This is a genomic window from Lysinibacillus xylanilyticus (genome assembly GCF_001183605.1).
Classification (GTDB): domain Bacteria; phylum Bacillota; class Bacilli; order Bacillales_A; family Planococcaceae; genus Lysinibacillus; species Lysinibacillus xylanilyticus.
The window spans coordinates 244,714-264,827 of record NZ_LFXJ01000013.1 but is presented as its reverse complement, the minus strand read 5'-3'; the positions used below and the strand labels follow the sequence as shown (position 1 = coordinate 264,827).

Below are 20,114 nucleotides of genomic sequence, written 5' to 3'. Positions count from 1 at the left end.
TGCACAATTACCTATACACAAAGCATAAGATAAGTTGATGGATCAATTATGGCTCGGGATAATGGTGTCCGGAATCGACTTTGTGCTTAGGCCCGCAGATGTTTTTTGCGCGAAAGCGAAGTGCTAACGCAGCGGCAGCAGCGGATGTCTCTTGTACCGAAAGTGTAGCGACAGGTACAAATGTTTTTTGCGCGAAAGCATAGCGTCAGCAGCAGATGTTTTTTGCGCGAAAGCGTAGCGTCAGCAGCAAATGTTTGGACACCCGCTGAAAGAAGTTAAACTAAAGGAGGACAATGATGTATCCAAATCAATACTATTATCATTATGCTCCACAGCATAATAGTACTTATCCTATGCTAAACGATACTCAACTTGTAAATGATATTCAGAAGGCAATTAATGCTGAGTATAGTGCTGTTGCTTGTTATGAGAAGTTAGCAAAGATGGCACCTACAGAGGATGAAAAGAATAGAATACTTGAGATTCAAAAGGATGAAATACGCCATCTTGAGGAATTCAGCAAAATTTATTCGCATTTAACAGGAAGAAAGCCTTCTTATCAAATAATTGAGGAATGTCCGGACAACTATAGGGCCGGAATCGAATTTGCTTTTAAAGATGAACAAGAAACTGTTGATTCTTATTTAGAAACAGCAGATAAAGCAAATGATCTGATGATTAAAGAAAGATTTCGACGTGCAGCAGCGGACGAGCAAAATCATGCTGTATGGTTTTTGTTTTTTTTTTCAAAAAGCCCCGACATAACACATATAAATAAGCAAACTCAAAATTACGGCTATCCAGATCTATTGCATCCTCCTGCAATAACATCCCCTCAAATGTTGGATGAAAACTTGAATCAATCAATTTTTGATAATTCTCTAGGAAACTTTAACTTTATTAATAATACATTTGGGCATATAAATGCTTTATTGCCGTTTTTCGGACATAATTGGGTACCGTTCTCTAATGATGAATCGCAGTTATACGTAACTAACTTAGAAAACAATAAAATAGCTTATGCGACTAGGAGTCATAAGGAAAAAGACAATATTTCTATGTATGAATCGTTTATGGCATTTAATATTCCTACTGATAACTTTCCAACCTTTTTTACACAACTTTATAAAGACTCTTTGAACCACCCAAACAACATTAGGTACTTACCTTGAAGAACAAAAGAAGGAGACGATTTTCAAAGTTCGTCTCCTTCAATCAAATGCTCCGTGCTCTTGCTTTTCCACAAGAGTTTTCGCTGATTTTCACCTTACCCAAAACTACAGTAGGCTATATTTTTTATTTAATTTCTTTCCATAAAGACAATGCGAATATCCAATTTGGATCTCCATATCCTTGATAGCTTTGCACAGCTTCATAAATTTTACCTTGATGCTCTACTTTATCGCCTTTTGTGTACGCCTTATTTGGACTCCATTGCTCATAAGACGCTCCTTGCTCTTTTGTAGTTACAGTGAAAACGGAACTTTTGTTAGATTCATTTCCAGCAGTATCAACGGCAGTGACTGCATACTTATATGTTGTATTTGATTGTAGATTCATGTCCATAAAGGATGTAGTTTTAGATGTTCCAACTACAGACATTTGTCCTACTTGTGTCCCTCGATATATAACATAATGGTCAACTGCTACATTATCCTCTGAGGCACCCCACATTAAGTCTACACTTGTGGCTGTTACTCCCATCGTGTGAAGTGAAGTTGGTTGCGTTGGCGCTTCCGTGTCTGGAACTGCATTCATTGTCTCTACAGCTATAGACTCACTTTCTTTAGAAACATTTCCAGCTGCATCCGCTGCTTTTATTGTATATGTATAATTTGTATTCGCTTTTAAATTTTTATCTGTGAAAGTTGTTCCTGGTACAGTTCCAATTGCTTTACCATCACGGAATACTTGATATTCTTTTACGCCTACATTGTCTGTAGAAGAATTCCATTTTAGTTCGACGCTGTTAGCAGTGATTTTCGTTGCCTGTAATCCATTTGGCTGAGTTGGAGCTTCTTTATCTACATCCACATTATTCACCAAATTAACATCAATTACATTATAGAAAGCATTTGTAGTATCAGCTACATCCCAAACAGCTAAAATAACGTGGTAGCCACTGCGATCAGTTGGTACGTTAATTGTATGAGTTAAATTAGTTGATGCAGCAGTACCGTTATGTTCAACAGTTCCAATTGGCTCAAGATCAGCACGAGTTAATGGCTTATTAGGATCCCAACCTTTTTTTGTAATATAATAGTGCCATTTGCTTGTTAGATGCGGCGCAGTGTACTTCCATGTAAAGGTATTTGGTCCACCGGTAATCGTATTCTTAAACCAGCGATTTACGGATTGTTGATCGAGGATACCACCAAACATACCTCCTGCAGATGCAATTTTACCATCAACTGGTCCAGCTTGTGGAAATCCTTTTGGTGCCTCTAAGCTCTGTGGCTCATACATAACGTTTCCACAACTCAAGTTAAGCGCGCCATAACTTTGGCTACATAAAGCAGCACGGCTAGCTGGTTTTTCAACAAACCCATGTGCAGATGCATTTGGTGCCATTGCAATCCCCATGATTCCGGCTGCTAATATTGCCGCACTTAATCCCTTTTTACTTTTACTTAATTTTGTAAATTTAGTATTCATATAAGTAGTCTCCTTATCAATGAAAATGTATTTCTACTCGTATGATAGCTATGGATTAAAAATTAAGCAAACTATGTATAAATGTGATAAAAGTCTCATTACCCTGTTATGTTTTTTCGCAAAAGATGTATATTAATAGCTCTAAACATAATAAATATCTTATAATTTTGTGCCTTTTAACTTAAAAGAGCTATATATTTTGATAAAGTGTTCATAAAATATCCAAATTAAAATTTGTCTATTTAATGATCTTCTCCACAAGTATTTATGCCGCGTAAAATAGGTCGGTAAGCTATTTAACAACATCTGCATAAAAAAAATCGAGTGCAATGCACCCGATTTATACAAGAAATTTGTGGGCAATAAGGGGTTTTTGCATTTAGCGTAAAACCCTTATTTACCAACGATTATCGGCGTATTAACCGATTGAACCTTCCATTTCAAACTTGATAAGGCGGTTCATTTCTACTGCGTATTCCATTGGTAATTCTTTTGTGAATGGCTCGATGAAGCCCATTACGATCATTTCTGTCGCTTCCTCTTCAGAAATACCACGAGACATTAAGTAGAATAATTGTTCTTCTGATACTTTAGAAACTTTCGCTTCATGCTCTAAAGAAACGTTATCATTTAAGATTTCGTTGTATGGAATTGTATCTGAAGTAGATTGGTTGTCCATGATTAACGTATCACATTCGATGTTAGAACGTGCACCACTTGCTTTAGGGCCGAAACGAACTTGACCCATATACGTTACCTTACCACCTTGTTTAGCAATCGATTTAGAAACGATTGTTGAAGATGTGTTTGGTGCCATATGAATCATTTTCGCACCTGCGTGTTGGTGTTGGCCTTTACCTGCTAATGCGATTGATAATGTCATACCACGAGCGCCTTCACCTTTTAGGATACAAGCTGGGTACTTCATTGTTAACTTAGAACCGATGTTACCGTCGATCCATTCCATTGTACCGTTTTCTTCAACAACTGTACGTTTTGTTACTAAGTTGTAAACGTTGTTCGCCCAGTTTTGAATCGTTGTATAACGGCAGTATGCATCTTTACGTACAACAATTTCTACTACTGCTGAGTGTAAAGAGTTTGTAGTATAAACAGGAGCTGTACAACCTTCAACGTAGTGTACGTGAGCGCCTTCATCTACAATAATTAACGTACGTTCGAATTGACCCATGTTTTCAGAGTTAATACGGAAGTATGCTTGTAATGGCGTTTCCACTTTTACACCTGGTGGTACATAGATGAATGATCCACCTGACCAAACAGCTGAGTTTAGTGCAGCGAATTTGTTGTCAGTGTAAGGAATTACTTTGCCCCAGTATTGTTTGAAAATATCTTCGTTTTCACGTAAAGCTGAGTCAGTATCTTTGAACACAATACCAAGATCTTCAAGGTCTTTTTTCATGTTGTGATAAACAACCTCAGATTCGTACTGAGCAGATACACCTGCAAGGTATTTTTGCTCTGCTTCTGGAATACCTAATTTATCAAAAGTAGCTTTAATTTCATCAGGTACTTCATCCCAAGATTTTTGTGTAGCTTCTGATGGTTTTACGTAATACGTAATTTCATCAAAATCTAAATCTCCTAGGTCGCCACCCCATTGCGGCATTGGTTTTGTATAGAAAGTTTCAAGTGCTTTTAAGCGGTATTCAAGCATCCACTCTGGCTCTTGTTTCATATTAGAAATTTCACGGACGATTTCTTCAGTTAAACCACGTTTTGAACGGAAAATTGATACGTCCTTGTCATGGAATCCGTATTTGTAATCGCCAATATCAGGCATTTTTTTAGCCATCGTTTCTCCTCCGTTCATGTATTATTGTTCTTTTGTTTTAAGCTCGGATATCTTACTTTGAGTGAAAGCACATATAGTGACTTTCACTCAAAATTAGAATTTATTATTGATTTACACCTTTTTCCATCGCTTTCCAAGCTAATGTCGCACATTTAATACGTGCAGGAAATTGAGAAACACCTTGTAGCGCCTCAACATCCTCAAGGTCATATTTCTCGCTATAATCTTCGCCCATCATCATTTTAGAGAAAATTTCAGCAAGCTCTAATGCTTCCTCAACATTTTTCCCTTTAATGAGCTGCGTCATCATAGAAGCAGAAGACATGGAAATCGAACAGCCCTCACCGTCAAACTTCGCATCTTCTACAATACCGTCAGTCACTTTTAGCGTTAAGTGAATACGGTCTCCACAAGTCGGATTGTTCATATCGATCGTAACAGCATCATCTTCAATAGATCCTTTATTACGAGGATTTTTATAGTGATCCATAATGACTGAACGATATAGTTGATCTAAATTATTAAAAGACATCGCCAAAATACTCCTTCGCCGAACGTAACCCCGCAACTAGGCGGTCAATATCTTCTTCTGTGTTATACATATAGAAGCTTGCACGCGCTGTCGCTACTTGTTGAAGACATTTCATTAGTGGCTGTGCGCAATGATGTCCTGCACGAACGGCAATACCATTCATATCAAGAACAGTTGCCACATCATGTGGATGTACATCGTCTAGGTTAAACGTTACAAGGCCACAACGCTTCATTGGGTCACGTGGGCCGAAAATTTTTAGTCCGTCAATTGTTTCAAGCTGATCCATCGCGTAGCCTGCAAGCTTATGCTCATGCTCCGCAATGTTATCTAGCCCAATTTCAGTTAAGAAATCAATAGCGGCTCCTAAACCTACTGCACCTGCAATAATAGGAGTTCCACCTTCAAATTTCCACGGTAATTCCTTCCACGTTGAATCATAAAGTCCAACAAAGTCAATCATTTCGCCACCAAATTCTATTGGCTCCATCTTTTCAAGGTGTTCCTTTTTACCATATAGTACACCTATTCCAGTTGGTCCGCACATTTTATGACCTGAGAACCCTAAGAAATCTACATCCAAATCCTGTACATCGATTTTCATATGTGGTGCCGCTTGTGCACCATCCGCTACCATTACAGCACCGTTATCATGTGCGATTTGAGCGATTTCTTTAATAGGGTTAATAGTTCCAAGGACGTTTGACGCCATTGACACCGACACAATTTTTGTTTTAGGTGTAATTGTCGCACGAACCTTTTCTAGGTTAAGTGTGCCATCAGCTTCAAGTTCAATATATTTCAGCGTTGCATTTTTTTCCTTCGCTAGTTGTTGCCAAGGAATAATATTAGAGTGGTGCTCCATGTGAGTAATGACAATTTCATCACCTTCAGCAACATTAGCACGACCATAACTTGATGCAACTGTATTTAAAGCAGTTGTAGTACCGCGAGTAAAAATAATTTCTTGTGTTGATGTAGCATTAATAAAATTACGAACTTTTTCACGTGCACCCTCATACTTGTCAGTAGCACGATTACCTAATGTATGCACACCACGGTGAACATTAGAATTATCAAATTCATAATAATGCTTCATTGCTTCAATCACTTGAATAGGTTTTTGAGAAGTTGCTGCGCTATCAAGGTAAACAAGTTTATGACCGTTTACTTCCTGATTTAAAATTGGGAAATAGCTTTTAATGTCTTTATTCATCATTAGCGAACTTTCCTTTCAATAACCTCCGTCAGTTGCTTTTGTACGCCTTCGATTGGTAATTGCGTAACAACTGGCGCAAGGAATCCATGGATAACAAGGCGCTCTGCTTCTGCTTTCGAGATACCACGACTCATTAAGTAGTAAAGTTGTAGTGGATCAACTCGACCAACAGATGCTGCGTGTCCTGCTGTTACATCATCTTCATCGATCAATAGAATTGGGTTTGCATCGCCACGAGCTTTTTCAGAAAGCATTAACACACGTGATTCTTGTTGTGCATCCGCTTTTGTCGCACCGTGTTCGATGTAGCCAATACCGTTAAAGATTGATTGTGCTGCGTCTTTCATTACACCATGCTTTAAGATATGACCATTTGAGTTCTTACCCCAGTGACGAACTTCAGTAGTAAAGTTAAGTTTTTGTTCACCGCGACCAACAACTACTGTTTTTGTATCAGCATGAGAACCGTCACCAATTAGATGTGTAATGTTTTCAGAAATAGTATCTGAGTCATTCATTAAGCCAAGAGCCCAATCTACTTTTGCATCACGAGCTAGTCGTGCACGACGATTTACATAAGTAGTATATCCTTTCGCAAGCACATCAACCGCACCGTAAGTAACTTGTGCATTATCTTGAACTACTACTTCTGCAATAATATTTGCTTGACCTTTTGCTTCTTCAACTGTTGAAATATAAGTTTCAACATAAGTTACAGCTGAATTTGCTTCAGCTACAACTAACACGTGGTTATATAATGAAGCTTCTGCGTTATCATTTAAGAATACTACTTGAAGCGGCTGTTCGATAACTACATTTTTAGGTACGTATACGAAAACACCACCATTAACAAGTGCCGCATGAAGTGCTGTTAATTTATGCTCATCAACTTTTACAGCTTCTGTCATAAAGTACTTTTTAACAAGGTCGTCATGTTCACGAACCGCTGTTAAAATATCTGTAAAAATAACACCTTTATCAGCTAGTTCTTGTGATGTTTTAATGAAAGCTGGTGTGTTATTGCGTTGAATATAAAGGTTTTCTTGTGCCTCAAAATCAATTAAACCTTTTGCTTCTTCTGGTAATGCATCAAGTGAAGCAAATCCTTCACTGTCAACTGTGTGAGTTGGGAAATTTACGAAATCCCATTTTGTAATATTTGTTCTATCTGGTTTTGGCAAATCTAAACCAGTTACTTTGTCTAGTGCTGCCGCGCGAAGTTCTGTAAACCACGCCGGTTCTCCATTTGCTTCTGAGAACGAGCGCACGTCCTGTACTGTTACAGGCAAGTTAAGTTCCACTGTCATGCTAGTTCGTCCTCCCTCTTATGCTTCTTGTTCTTCAGTTTCTTCTTCGATACCTAATTCTTTTTTAATCCAGTCATAGCCTTCAGCTTCTAAACGTTGTGCTAATTCTTCGCCACCTGATTTAACAACGCGACCTTGCATCATTACGTGTACATGGTCTGGTGTAATGTAGTTAAGTAGGCGTTGGTAGTGAGTGATCATTAAGCAGCCGAATCCTTCTCCACGCATTGCATTGATTCCTTTTGAAACAACTTTAAGCGCGTCAATATCAAGACCAGAGTCGATTTCATCTAAAATTGCGATAGTAGGTTTAATCATCATTAATTGAAGAATTTCGTTACGTTTTTTCTCACCGCCAGAGAAACCTTCATTTAAATAACGTTGTGCCATATCTTCGTGCATTTCAAGGAATTCCATGTTTTTATCTAATTCACGGATAAATTTCATTAGAGAAATTTCATCGCCTTCTTCACGGCGTGCATTAATAGCTGAGCGTAAGAAGTCAGCATTTGTTACACCAGCGATTTCAGAAGGATATTGCATTGCTAGGAACAAACCTGCTTGAGCACGCTCGTCCACTTCCATTTCAAGTACATTTTCGCCATCAAGTTCTACTGTACCAGAAGTTACTTCATATTTAGGGTGACCCATGATTGCAGAAGCTAGTGTTGATTTACCAGTTCCGTTTGGTCCCATGATTGCATGAATTTCATTTGTATTAATTGTAAGGTTTACGCCTTTTAAAATCTCTTTCCCGTCGATTTCAACGTGAAGATCTTTAATAACTAAAGTTGACATGAAAATACCTCCATAGTGTGTTCAGTGAATGGTGTACCATTCCTTAATTATCATCATTCTAATCTTAACTGAAAATCGTTCTCTATGCAAACCATTTCAATCACTTTCATTTTTCTCCGAAACAATCCTTAAAAATAAAGAGTTTGTAAGCATTTTCAGATTATTGCTAATCGTTATTGACAATGAGAATCAACTTTCCTCATTTTCAATGAAATAAATCTAATTGAGAATTGATTTCATCTAGCTACATAGTGGAAACCCCGCAGAAACCGCTAAATGTAGCGGTTTTGTGACAGAATTGCATAAATAACAATATCAATACTATAACCTTTTTTATTAGAATGGAATCAATTAAAGGAAAGAAATCTCTAGCGCACTAGTTGGTAAATAAGGCTCACCATCATAATGTGAGGTTGATTTCCGTTCCGGCTAGGCGCTTTGTTGCTGTCGCTTCGCTTACGCACAGATAAGACATTTGTTGCTGACGCTTCGCTTTCGCACAGATAAGACATTTGTTGCTGTCGCTTCGCTTTTGCGCAGAGCAGAGCTTCCTGGGGGCGTCCGATGAGCCGCTTGGGGCAACAGGTGTTTTTTGCGCGAAAGCGAAGTGCTAACGTAGCGGCAGCAATAGGGGTTCATTCTGTGCGAAAGCGTAGTGCAACGAAGCGACAGCAACAGCAGGATGTTGGTCACGAAGGCGTTATCACAGGACGTGATGGTTTTAGCCTTCGTTCCTATACTACTGATCCCCAAGGAGTCGCCCAGCCTCCACTCCAATCAACTTTTATACAAGGCATTCGATTTAACCAATGTCATCACTTACTTTTGATGATGAGCCAAATAAATAATTGAAGATAATCCGATTATCTTTTAATCATAAATACTTGCTAGCTAACATTTATTTACGGTCATTTTTCATCTTAAATAGTATATAATTGAGGTATAATCAATCGTATTTTTCGATTAATAGAGGTGATATCTAGTGGAGTTACGTCAATTACGTTATTTTGTTGAAGTTGCTGAGCGTGAACACATTTCAGAAGCTGCCGAACATCTTCATGTTGCTCAATCTGCAATAAGTCGACAAATTGCTAATTTAGAAGATGAATTAGGCACACCACTTTTTGAACGTGTAGGACGAAATGTTAAATTGACACCGATTGGAAAAACATTTCTCGAGCACACAATTACAGCTTTAAAAGCCATTGATTTTGCCGCAAAGCAAGTTGAAGAATATTTAGATCCTGCTAAAGGTACAATAAAAATCGGTTTCCCAACGAGCTTGGCTAGCTATGTATTGCCAACTGTTATTTCAGCCTTTAAACGTGAATATCCAGATTTGCAATTCCAGCTCCGTCAAGGCTCCTATCGTTTTTTAATCGATGCAGTCAAAAATCGCGAGTTAAACTTAGCTTTTTTAGGCCCGCTTCCACCAAAGGATGAATCGATCACTTCAACAATATTATTTACTGAAAATATCGCCGCATTACTGCCAGCAAATCATCCATTAGCCAAAAGGGAAAGTATTCAGCTTGCTGATTTACGTAACGATTTATTTGTATTATTCCCAGATGGATACATATTACATAAAGTAGCTATGGATGCCTGCCGAGCTGCCGGCTTCTCGCCAAAAGTCATCTCCGAGGGTGAAGACTTAGATGCACTAAAGGGCCTTGTCGCTGCAGGTATCGGGGTCAGCTTATTACCAGAAAGCTCACTGTATGATTCAGCAGCCCGCTTCACAGTAAAAGTACCGATTAAATCACCTACAATTCCAAGAACAGTCGGTATTATTTCACCTGTAAACCGCGAGATTGCACCATCAGAAAAAATATTTTTAGACTTCGTTACAAATTTCTTTTCACGTCTTTCTCAATTCCAATAAAAAAAATCGCCGTAGCAGGCGATTTTTTTTAGGGTTTAGGTGATTCTTACTGTCGCTTTAGCGATTCTTTCCGTCGCTTTGGTGATTCTTCCCATCACTTCGTCCGTTCTATTCGTCGCTTTGACGTTTCTATCCACAACTCTGGCTTCTCTATCCACGACTTCGACTGTTCCATCCGTCTCTCTGGCAATCCGATCCGTCACTCCTCTGATTGTTCGTTAATCCATTGTAACGTTTTCGAACTTAGACCTCCGGCACGCCATAAAACAATCTCATTGTAGCGTTTCTTTCGTACGTGTGCTGTCCATTTTTCAAGTGTTTCCTGATCGGCATACCAAACTTCATGCTTCACTTTTTGTTCATCTACAAATGTGAAATATACAGCACCACTTGCTTTATCTCGTTGTTTAACCGCTTTCGTTTTGTTCAGTAATTCCTCTACCTCTATCTCTGTTAATGCAACTGTTTTGCCTTGATTCACCCATTCAAATCCGCCAGTTGCAAAAGCAATCGCTAGTTTTTGATTGGACTTCTTAATTTTTTTTATTAAGTCATTTAAAAATGAAAAGTCTGCCTTTGCACCTGGACCACTATGATATCCGTGCACATTATAAGCCATCACTGTATATTTAGGTCCATTTGGCAATTTAACATCAAACGGAAAGCTAGGCTCTAGTACGACATGTAATGAAATACCTTTTTTTGATAGCTGTTTATAAAGTTCGTTTAGGAAGTGGACATATCCAGGAAGATCCTCTTTAGCAACCTTTTCATAATCAATTTCGATACCATTCACATTGTATTGTTCAACAACTTGCATAATATTATCAATATGTCGCTGCCTTGATGACGCACTTTGAAACAATCGATTTAATAACGCGCTATCCTTCTGAACTGAAGGGGCGTTATCTGTAACAGTATCGTTAATTAACGTAAGTATCACTTGATGAGAATCATTAAATTGTTGCTGTGTTTGTTTCAACATTTCTATCGTATCTTCAGTTAATAATAATTGGTCATTCTCATTAAAATAAGCACCAAAAACGCGAATGTCTTGTAAGCCCTGTTCTGAATTTTCCACATCCTTGATGGCAGATTCGATTTGCCATTCAGGTAACCAAATAGATAATTGAAGCTTTTCTTTGTTCTTCAACTGTTCTCTTGCCTTAACAGGCTCTTCTTTGCTATTACTACAGGCTGTGATAATTAGTAGTGCTAGACAGATAAACAATAAAATTTTTTTCACTTGAATTTAGTTCCCCCCGTTTTAGAAGGTTTCAATAAAGAAATCAACAACGTTATTAATTAAAGTCATTGTTTTGTGCTTTACTTTATTGAAGTTCGTGTATTGGTTAGTAAAAAGTGTACGATCGTTACTATCTGTAATCAAAATATCTTCGATGAATGTATCATAAATATCATCTGCATACTGTTCATGCGAAGTTTCTTTTTTGCTGAACATCGCACCAAATCCAATTTGTGATCCTTGAATGTCAGGATTTACTTGTATTGTTTTGGATAATACCTTATCTACATCTATCTTTATTTTTTCCTTATTAACAGCAATGTTAAATTCTCTTGTTTTTGTTAGGTTTCGTGGATACTCTTCCTCGTCAATTCTAGAGCCTTTTTGCGTATCCTTATAATTGTAAACAGTAGCCTTATTAAATGCATACTCTTCTTCATTCCACTTTATTTCATTTAACGGGAAACGCTCCTTCTCAACAATGCTTGATTCTGGTAACTTCTCAGAAACAACAATCTCATTATCGATTAATGCAACCCGAATATAGCTATCATTTTTTTCATCATAGTTTAAATAAATAGATTGTTGTCCAACGACATTCCCTTTAAAGGCAAAGTTTATATTATATTGCTCTGGAAGTGTTTCCTTCAATATTACCCGACCTTCACTAGCAGGTGCAGATGTTATAGTTATCGCATTATTTTCATATTCTGCTGCACCATTCATGACAGACCATTCTTTTGCTCGTTTAGAATCTCCCACTTCAAATTCTACATTTTGCTTACTAGCTTGGCGGATTTTCATCATCACGTGATTGGTAGACCAATAGGGCGATACTTGTAATCTACTTAAATTGTAGAGATTAGCATCCGCATCATTATATGCCCCTAGCTCCAAATTGAAATGCATTTTAAACATATCCTTAATTTGTTTATCATTAGCACGTTCAACTAACGAATCCATATTATTATAAAGTGAGTTGGCATGCATAATAGCATAAGCTTTAGGAACTTCCCCTAATTCCTCCTCATAAATATCTTCCATTAGCTCGTAATCTTTTTGGATACGTTTTTCCATTTCCTGTCGCGTTTCACTTGGAATCATATATTGATTACGAATGAAGTCCATTAAATAATGATTATAATATTCGATAGTCGTTTTATTCGGCACATTATTTTCATCTATTACACCTAACGACTGTCCTTTATTATTAAAAATATTAATGTAAGTGAGACGGTATCCATTAGAGCCCAGCTCCCAATACCCACTTTTCTCCATGAGCAATAAGTCTTTCGGCTTTAAAAATTTGTTGTCCCGTGTATCCATTTTATTGGCGTACGTAAACATCGTAGCTTTATAGTTTAGATCCTCCATGATGTTTTGAGCAAATATACTAGAATCCGTCCGTCCATCTTCAAATGATAAAAACAAAGCTTTTTCTGGCAATGGTTTGTTTTTCTGATAAAAATCTAAAATATCTTGCTGAGTAATCGTTTGATAACCCTGACTTTCAAGTAATGCTAGTTGTTTTTTTAAATTCTCTTTAGATACGTATTTGGGAGATTCACCTCTGCTCACACCAAAATAAGATAATGCGATGAAACCATCTTTATTTTTTAAAGAAGCCGTTTCCTCTACCCTTTTTTCTGTTAAAAACACCACACGTATTAAAATAATCGCTAAAAATATAACGATAATCGCTTGAACAATGGATCGTATTACTTTCCTTCGATTTTTTTTGGCTGGATTTAATACACCATTTTTTTCACTCATTTCTTCTCACCCATTTTTCTAATTAGAATCGAAAATCGGGATTTTCGTAATTTTTGTTTTTCCAATTTCTTTTCTTTAGCGATGACATCTTGAGGTGTTTCTCTCGTACCCCATGTTGATTTCCAAAATGTAACCCATGCAACAGGCATTTGCCACAGCAAAATAAATTCATAGAAAAGTACAAAGATAAATCCAAATGTCCATAACTTACTTTTTCTAAAGAAAAGATGGGCCAAACTCATTAGCATTGCCATCAATAACAAGCCCATTAAAAACGTAGTTGGAAAAACGCCATGCATAATTGGCACATAAAGTAGATTGTAAACAACAACAATAGGGGCTGCTATTGGTACGATTAAACCGATGATGAAGAAAAGAAACATAAAAGGTTCCTTCTTCCACATAAATAAAAATGCTCGTAACGATTCGCGTAGCCATGATCGTTTCCATCTCATTTGTTGAGATAAAAAGACTTTTGAATCTGATGGAACAATTGTAGAACATACGGCATTGTCTTGATATCCCGTTCGATGTGTTTTTAAAATATAGTTTGTCATACTACGGTCATCACCGAATGTTGCGGGTTGTCCAAGAAATTTTTGGTTTAACCATGCTGTTTCATTCTTTAAAATAAGCTCTTTTCGATAACATGCTAATGGACCAGATAAACAAGTTACTGTATCAAACCAAGACTCAGCAGCTTTCATTATCCGGAAGGCTATATAATAGCGAACGGTTTGCAATTTTGTCAGAGCATTTGTAAATTTATTTTCAACCTCTGTTCTTCCAGCCACACCGCCCATTTTAGGATCTTGGAAAGGCTGCACAATATTTCGAATAGCATGAGGTTCTAAAAAACTATCTGAATCTACGAAAACGACTAAATCGTGTTTGGCTAGATGCACTCCCGCCACTAGAGCTTCACGTTTCCCTCCATTTTGAGGTAGCTTATGGAAACTTAAGCGATTCTTTGTTTTAAATCGCTCACCCTCACTATGAATAAGTTCAATCATTTCCTTTGCTTTTTCCTCAGTTCTATCTGTTGAATAGTCATCTACAACAATAACCTCTAATTTGTCTACAGGATAATACTGATTAATACAGCTTAAAATTGTTCTATGAATCCACTCTTCTTCGTTAAACACTGGAATAATAATAGAAACGCCCGGTTCAAATTTAGGATTTATTGGGACATTCCTATAGAAAATACCGAATAAATATCGACTTAAAAGAAATGTTGCAGCAATAATACTATATAGATATAGGAATTTATTGAATCTGAAATAAATAACACTTTCAGCCCTCATTAATACCACAATAAGAGAAACAATCAATAGAAATAAACTTGCCACAAAGATTGATAGTCCCCAACGTTTTTTAGTCATATAGTCATTTAAAGGCTGTAGAAATTCACATGCATAATAGCATCTAGTTTCACCATCTACTTCTTTCGTAAAATGACGAACAACTTTCGCTTTTACCTTTACCTTAGATTCATAGCCCTCTGGCATCGCACCACCAGGTATGGTGAATTTCATCGCAATAATTTCATCTATTACAAAATTATTAGGACTATTTGAAAATATAAGGATACCTGTAACCGAAATATCCTCCGCATAATATTTGTCACTAACCTTTTGCTTTGCTCTTTTAATTTGTACTTCAAAATTAGTTTCATAGCGTAAACTTAACAGCTGTAAACGATATATTTCATTGACATCTGTAGGATCGATTTCTTCCTTTTGATACGAAGCACCTCGTCGATTAACGAGATTTCGTACATTTTCTGGGTCAGGAATATTCGATAAAATTCGTCGATCAGAGCGCGGTATCGTTAAAATCTCTTTTTTCTTATTCATGATTATCAATTCACTTTCTTATTTGAATCTTCTTCAATCCAAGTCGACATTTTCGCAAAGCTATACCCATCTTTTTGCAGCTTTTCAATGATTACTGGTAAAGCCTCAACTGTTTTTGTACCATCTAAAATGTGCATAACAATTACTTTTCCTGGACCAATCCTACTCATCACACGATTATAAATATCTGAAACGGTAAATTCTAAATTCCAATCGAATGATGCAATATCGTACATAGCAATGGATTTGACACCTGTTGCGGCAATAATTTTCGCTGATTCTTCATTAATAGCACCTTTATTAGGTCTGAAATACAGTAAAGGTTCTTCCTGTAAGGCGTATGTTAACGCCCTATGTGCCTTCACGACATCCTCTTGAAGTTCCTCCGGTGTCATTGTCGTAACATCAAGGTGATTGTAGGAGTGGCTTGCAACCTCATGGCCTCTCTCGACAATTAATCGCGCTAGTTGTGGATCCTTTTCCACACCTTTGCCAATTAAAAAGAATGTAGAGTGAACGTTATACTTATCAAGAACATCTAAAATTTCTTTAAGTCTCTCCTCACTCGCCCAATCATCAAAGGTTAATGCAATTTCCTTTTTAGAAGTATTTTTACGGTAGTACATATTTGGTTGTACATTTTCATAATCCGGATTCACTTTAATAGCGTCATAGCCTTCTATTTCCTCTAAGGGTTTTACTATATATTGCTCATCTAATACGTCTGTTAATGTAGAGAAAGCATAGCCTTGTTCTTTCCCCAATTGAGACAATAGTGGTACAACATCAATAATTGCAGGATTAATGTATGTGTTTAAATGAATGACTGATCCACTGTTGATAAAACGATGTATATAATCCGTTATCTCTTCTGCACTTTGCATATTTCGATCTTTCGGATTAATGGAGGATTCTACGACTCCCTTCATATTGAGCGTTTTAGTCGCTAAACGCATATTGTCAGTTGAGTCACCAGTACGACTGCGAACATATTTTGGTGTATAACCTAGATGTTCTTCAAAAACTTGATTCGCTAAATAAATCTCTTCATAGGTTTCTTCATAATTTAAGTCATTCATGTCAGAAAATGTCAACGTACCATTTTCTACTTCATGTCCTTTAGCTAAAATGTCCTTCAATAACTCAGGATCTTGTGCCACTCGCGTACCTTCTACAAAAAATGTTGCCTTCATGTTACATTGATCTAATACCTTTAATAGCTTCTGCATTGTTTCATTGTCTGCAAGCCCATTAAAGGTTAATGCTACCTTCGGACTAAGAATGCTTGCGTGACTATAAATTTCACTCATTGTTCCATCATGTTCCTTTACCTCAATTGTTGAATCAATTGGTTGAACCTGATTAGTTTGAGCTGACGATTGACATCCAGCTAAAAATAAAATGAATAATAGACTACATATTTTTAGTCGACTCGCGTTCACAGAACCCCTCCTATAATTTGTAGTATTTTTCATTCTCGAATAAATAATGGGTATTACGTGTATCAAAAATTAAAGCAGCGTGTTGATCAATCAATGAATAATCAATAGTTGTATGATTCGTTAAAATGACTACAGCATCTGCTTTTTGAATGATTTCTTTTGTAAGTGAGACTGTGCTAAACATGTAATTACCAACTGTAAACGTTTCAATAAATGGATCAATAACTTTTAGACCACACTGCTTGTCCATTAATTCGTCAATGACACGTACTGCTGGTGATTCTCTAAAATCATTAATATTTGGCTTATAAGAAACTCCAATCACCACAATTTCTGCATAACTTATCTCTTTTCCTTGCGCATTTAAATAACTTTCAAGTCTTGCAACTACAAACCTTGGCATAGAATCATTAATTTTATCTGCGGTCTCAATTAGAGTTGCAGCAATACCATGTTGCTGGCCAGCCCATAATAAATATTTAGGGTCCACCGGGATACAATGACCACCTACTCCAGGGCCAGGTGTAAATGGCATAAAACCATAAGGCTTTGTCGAAGCTGATTCAATAACTTCCCACACATCAATATCCATCTTATGACAAATCTGACTTAATTCATTAACAAGAGCAATATTAATTTGCCTAAATGTGTTTTCTAGTAACTTTTCCATTTCGGCAACCCTTGGACTTGTTACAGCAAATACATTTGTATTGATCACTGATTCATAAAAAAGCTTAGAAACTTCTAAACAAGATGGTGTTATTCCGCCAACTACTTTAGGCGTGTTCGAAACTGAAAAATTAAAATTTCCAGGGTCGACACGTTCAGGTGAATAAGCTAAAAATAGATCTTGTCCAATAACAAAGTTACCATTTTCTAAGATTGGTTGAACTACTTCTTCTGTTGTTCCAGGGTAAGTTGTACTTTCAAGAATAACTAAAGTATTTGAGGATACGTTCTGTACGATCGCATTTGCTGCATCAACAATATACGAGATATTAGGTGTTCCATCTGCAGTTGTAGGTGTTGGTACACAAATAATAATAATATCTACTTGTGCAAGTTTAGAAAAATCATTTGTCGGCTCAAATTTCTGTTCATTAACCGCTTTCTCTATGACTGCATTAGACATATCAGCAATATAACTATCACCGCTTTTTAATTTAGTAATTTTTTCATTGTCTTTATCGAGGCCAATTACTGCAAAACCTTTATTGACGATTTCCAAGGCTAACGGGAGCCCCACATAACCAAGTCCAACAATTCCAATTGTTGCACTTCTTGTTTTGATTTTTTTTGATAAAACTAATCCACTTGACTCAATTTTTATCCCCATAAACAAATTCCTCCTTTGTCTAAGTTATTATCAAATATGTCTCAGCAAAATTGCGTCCAGAATCGATTTTGCGCTTAGGCCTGCATGTCGTTACAAAAACATTTGTAGCTGACGTTTCACTTTCGCTACGAAAACATTTGTAGCTGACGTTTCACTTTCGCTACGAAAACATTTGCTGAAAGAAGTTAAAAACCTAATTCAAAGACTATCTCTACAACTGTTATTTCTTTTACGATTCACTTTTTGTACATGTATTTCCTCATCGCACATCCAATAAAGCAACATTATCCTAAAATTCAAAACATGCACCTCTCTAATACATATATAGTACTAAATAAAACTTAACATTTTCTATACAATTTCCTTTTTAAATGAAAAAATAACTATTTTACCAATAACCAGTCTCCTAACTAAATCCATATCGTCTTTCTTTAGAACTATAAATTTTCGATATATCCCTACATAAACATGTAATTTTATTAAATTTCAGCAAGTAAAAATTTTAATCACTTATCACAAAAAAATTTTAGTAGTCTTAAAAAACTGTGTGCTATCTCATTAACTATTAAACCCGTAACGCTTTATGTTCACCATTAGCTATTTATCTTGAAAAGTAGCACTCTCTAAATAATCTTTAAGAGAACTCCAACATTATTTCACGACCTAAACAAAAAAATCGCCATAACAGGCGATTTTTTTCTTTAGTGATTCTATCCGTTCACTCTGGTGTTTATGATTTAGTTTCTTTGTTGAAACGGTCGACAATCATCGCTAATGCACCATCTCCCGTTACATTTGTAGCTGTACCAAAGCTGTCTTGTGCTAAGTACAGTGCGATCATTAGTGCGACCATTGTTTCATCGAAGCCGAGCATTGTTTGGAGTAAACCAATCGCTGCCATAACTCCTCCTCCTGGGACACCTGGTGCAGCAACCATCGTAATACCTAGCATAAATATAAAGCCAATATATTGCGCAAAACCTATATCCATACCGTTCATCATCATAACACCTAAAGAACAAGTTACGATTGTAATGGTACTACCTGATAAATGAATGGTAGCAAACAGCGGGATTGTAAAATTCGTTACTTTTTCTGAAGCTCCTGTTTTTTGTGATTGTCGCAATGTAACCGGAATAGCTGCAGCTGAAGATTGTGTACCTAATGCTGTAAAATACGCAGGTAGCATTGTTCGAAGTAACTTAAGTGGATTTTTCTTATTTAAAGTTCCTGCAGTAGTGTATTGCACTAGCAATATTACCCAATGCATCACAATTATAAGTGCGAAGACAATTGCGAAGACAGATAATATTTTTGCTACTTGTCCTCCATATGTCATGTTCAAGAAGATCCCGAAAATATGAAATGGTAAAAGTGGAATAATGACAAATGAAATTAACTTTTCAATGATTACATTAAACTCTTCAAAACCACGTTTCATCACATCGCCTTTGATGGCAGTCATACCAATCCCCACGATAAATGCAAAAATTAATGCTGACATCACACCCATTAATGGAGGCATTTCAACTTTAAAGAATGCCTGTGCTAAAAACTCCTCTGGGTTTTTCATGCTTTCCATAGCACCATTTGATATGAAATTAGGCAACACATTTCGCGCTACCAAAAAGGCGAATATTCCTGCAATGATTGTTGAGAAATAGGCAAAGAATGTTGCCAAGCCTAATAATTTTCCTGAACCTTTCCCAAGCTGAGCAATGCCCGGCGCAATAAATGCAATAATAATAAGTGGTACAACAAAATTTAAAAAATTACCGAATAAGCCATTAAATGTTGCAAATATACGTACAAATGGCTCTGGCATAAATCCTCCAAGTATTACCGCTAACAAAATAGCGACAATAATTTTTGCCAATAGACCAAATTTAAACTTCACGATTTTGTCCTCCTTAGAAAAACAACTGTCTCTCTCGAATGTATTATAAGTAATTTAACATAAACAGTTGCGAGAATATACAGCTCGTAAAATAGGCGGAATTATAAAATTATTTTATATTTTCTGATAACTAAACAAAAAACTTAGAATAGGCAAAACTCACCTATCCTAAGTTCCATTTAACTTCTTTCAGCAAAATTCTCCCACCTCTATAGGTGATGAGATGAATGCGGATTTAAGCTACTTTACAACGAGGTTGCAAACATCCACTGAAATAAAGGAACTCAGTCTAAGAACGCCACGTCCTGTGGCAACGACTGAGTGACCAACATCGTGTTGCTGACGCTAC

At 36.7% G+C, this 20,114-nt stretch carries 15 protein-coding genes; 3 read left to right on the top strand and 12 right to left on the bottom strand.

What is annotated here, in order from left to right:
• The first annotated feature begins 296 nt into the window (after positions 1-296).
• A complete protein-coding gene (locus tag ACZ11_RS24260) occupies positions 297-1,172 on the top strand; it encodes a ferritin-like domain-containing protein (protein ID WP_082172885.1) in 876 nt (291 codons plus the stop codon).
• 124 nt (positions 1,173-1,296) lie between these two features.
• Here ACZ11_RS24260 and ACZ11_RS24255 read toward each other — a convergent pair whose 3' ends face one another.
• The 6 genes from ACZ11_RS24255 to sufC all read right to left on the bottom strand — a co-directional run bounded on the left by ACZ11_RS24255 (position 1,297) and on the right by sufC (position 8,327).
• Entirely contained in the window at positions 1,297-2,655 is a 1,359-nt protein-coding gene (locus ACZ11_RS24255; RefSeq protein WP_049669102.1) for a lytic polysaccharide monooxygenase, read from the bottom strand.
• A gap of 418 nt (positions 2,656-3,073) precedes the next feature.
• On the bottom strand, positions 3,074-4,471 hold the full coding sequence (gene sufB, locus ACZ11_RS24250) for a Fe-S cluster assembly protein SufB (RefSeq protein ID WP_049669101.1): 1,398 nt from the start codon (positions 4,469-4,471) through the stop codon (positions 3,074-3,076).
• 103 nt (positions 4,472-4,574) lie between these two features.
• The gene (gene sufU / locus ACZ11_RS24245; protein WP_049669100.1) at positions 4,575-5,003 is read right to left on the bottom strand and encodes a Fe-S cluster assembly sulfur transfer protein SufU; all 429 of its coding nucleotides are present in this window, start codon (positions 5,001-5,003) and stop codon (positions 4,575-4,577) included.
• Positions 4,993-6,222, bottom strand: coding sequence for a cysteine desulfurase (locus ACZ11_RS24240; protein WP_049669099.1), 1,230 nt, complete (start codon positions 6,220-6,222; stop codon positions 4,993-4,995). Before ACZ11_RS24240 ends, sufU begins: the two co-directional genes overlap by 11 nt.
• Complete coding sequence (gene sufD / locus ACZ11_RS24235; protein WP_049669098.1) at positions 6,222-7,529, bottom strand: Fe-S cluster assembly protein SufD; 1,308 nt, start codon at positions 7,527-7,529, stop codon at positions 6,222-6,224. Before sufD ends, ACZ11_RS24240 begins: the two co-directional genes overlap by 1 nt.
• Before the next feature lie 18 nt (positions 7,530-7,547).
• Positions 7,548-8,327 carry a Fe-S cluster assembly ATPase SufC gene (gene sufC, locus ACZ11_RS24230; RefSeq protein WP_049669097.1) on the bottom strand — a complete coding sequence of 260 codons (780 nt, stop codon included), beginning with the start codon at positions 8,325-8,327 and terminating at the stop codon, positions 7,548-7,550.
• A gap of 564 nt (positions 8,328-8,891) precedes the next feature.
• On the opposite strand from sufC, the gene ACZ11_RS24225 reads away from it, so the two are divergent.
• The gene (locus ACZ11_RS24225; protein WP_049669096.1) at positions 8,892-9,179 is read left to right on the top strand and encodes a hypothetical protein; all 288 of its coding nucleotides are present in this window, start codon (positions 8,892-8,894) and stop codon (positions 9,177-9,179) included.
• A gap of 130 nt (positions 9,180-9,309) precedes the next feature.
• Complete coding sequence (locus tag ACZ11_RS24220) at positions 9,310-10,212, top strand: LysR family transcriptional regulator (protein WP_049669095.1); 903 nt, start codon at positions 9,310-9,312, stop codon at positions 10,210-10,212.
• A 199-nt stretch (positions 10,213-10,411) separates the two neighbouring features.
• Here the strand turns inward: ACZ11_RS24220 and ACZ11_RS24215 are convergent, their stop codons facing one another.
• From ACZ11_RS24215 to ACZ11_RS24190, 6 genes are all read right to left on the bottom strand, one after another.
• Positions 10,412-11,458: a glycosyl hydrolase family 18 protein gene (locus tag ACZ11_RS24215; RefSeq protein WP_049669094.1), complete on the bottom strand. Its 1,047-nt coding sequence runs from the start codon at positions 11,456-11,458 to the stop codon at positions 10,412-10,414.
• 21 nt (positions 11,459-11,479) lie between these two features.
• Positions 11,480-13,231: a polysaccharide deacetylase family protein gene (locus ACZ11_RS24210; RefSeq protein WP_049669093.1), complete on the bottom strand. Its 1,752-nt coding sequence runs from the start codon at positions 13,229-13,231 to the stop codon at positions 11,480-11,482.
• Positions 13,228-15,090, bottom strand: coding sequence for a glycosyltransferase family 2 protein (locus ACZ11_RS24205; protein WP_049669092.1), 1,863 nt, complete (start codon positions 15,088-15,090; stop codon positions 13,228-13,230). The genes ACZ11_RS24210 and ACZ11_RS24205 overlap by 4 nt, the downstream gene beginning before the upstream one ends.
• 5 nt (positions 15,091-15,095) lie before the next feature.
• Entirely contained in the window at positions 15,096-16,532 is a 1,437-nt protein-coding gene (locus ACZ11_RS24200) for a polysaccharide deacetylase family protein (protein ID WP_236690939.1), read from the bottom strand.
• Between the two features lie 10 nt (positions 16,533-16,542).
• A complete protein-coding gene (locus ACZ11_RS24195; protein ID WP_049669091.1) occupies positions 16,543-17,868 on the bottom strand; it encodes a nucleotide sugar dehydrogenase in 1,326 nt (441 codons plus the stop codon).
• Positions 17,869-18,598: 730 nt separating this feature from the next.
• Entirely contained in the window at positions 18,599-19,765 is a 1,167-nt protein-coding gene (locus tag ACZ11_RS24190) for a dicarboxylate/amino acid:cation symporter (RefSeq protein WP_049669090.1), read from the bottom strand.
• Between the last annotated feature and the right edge of the window lie 349 nt (positions 19,766-20,114).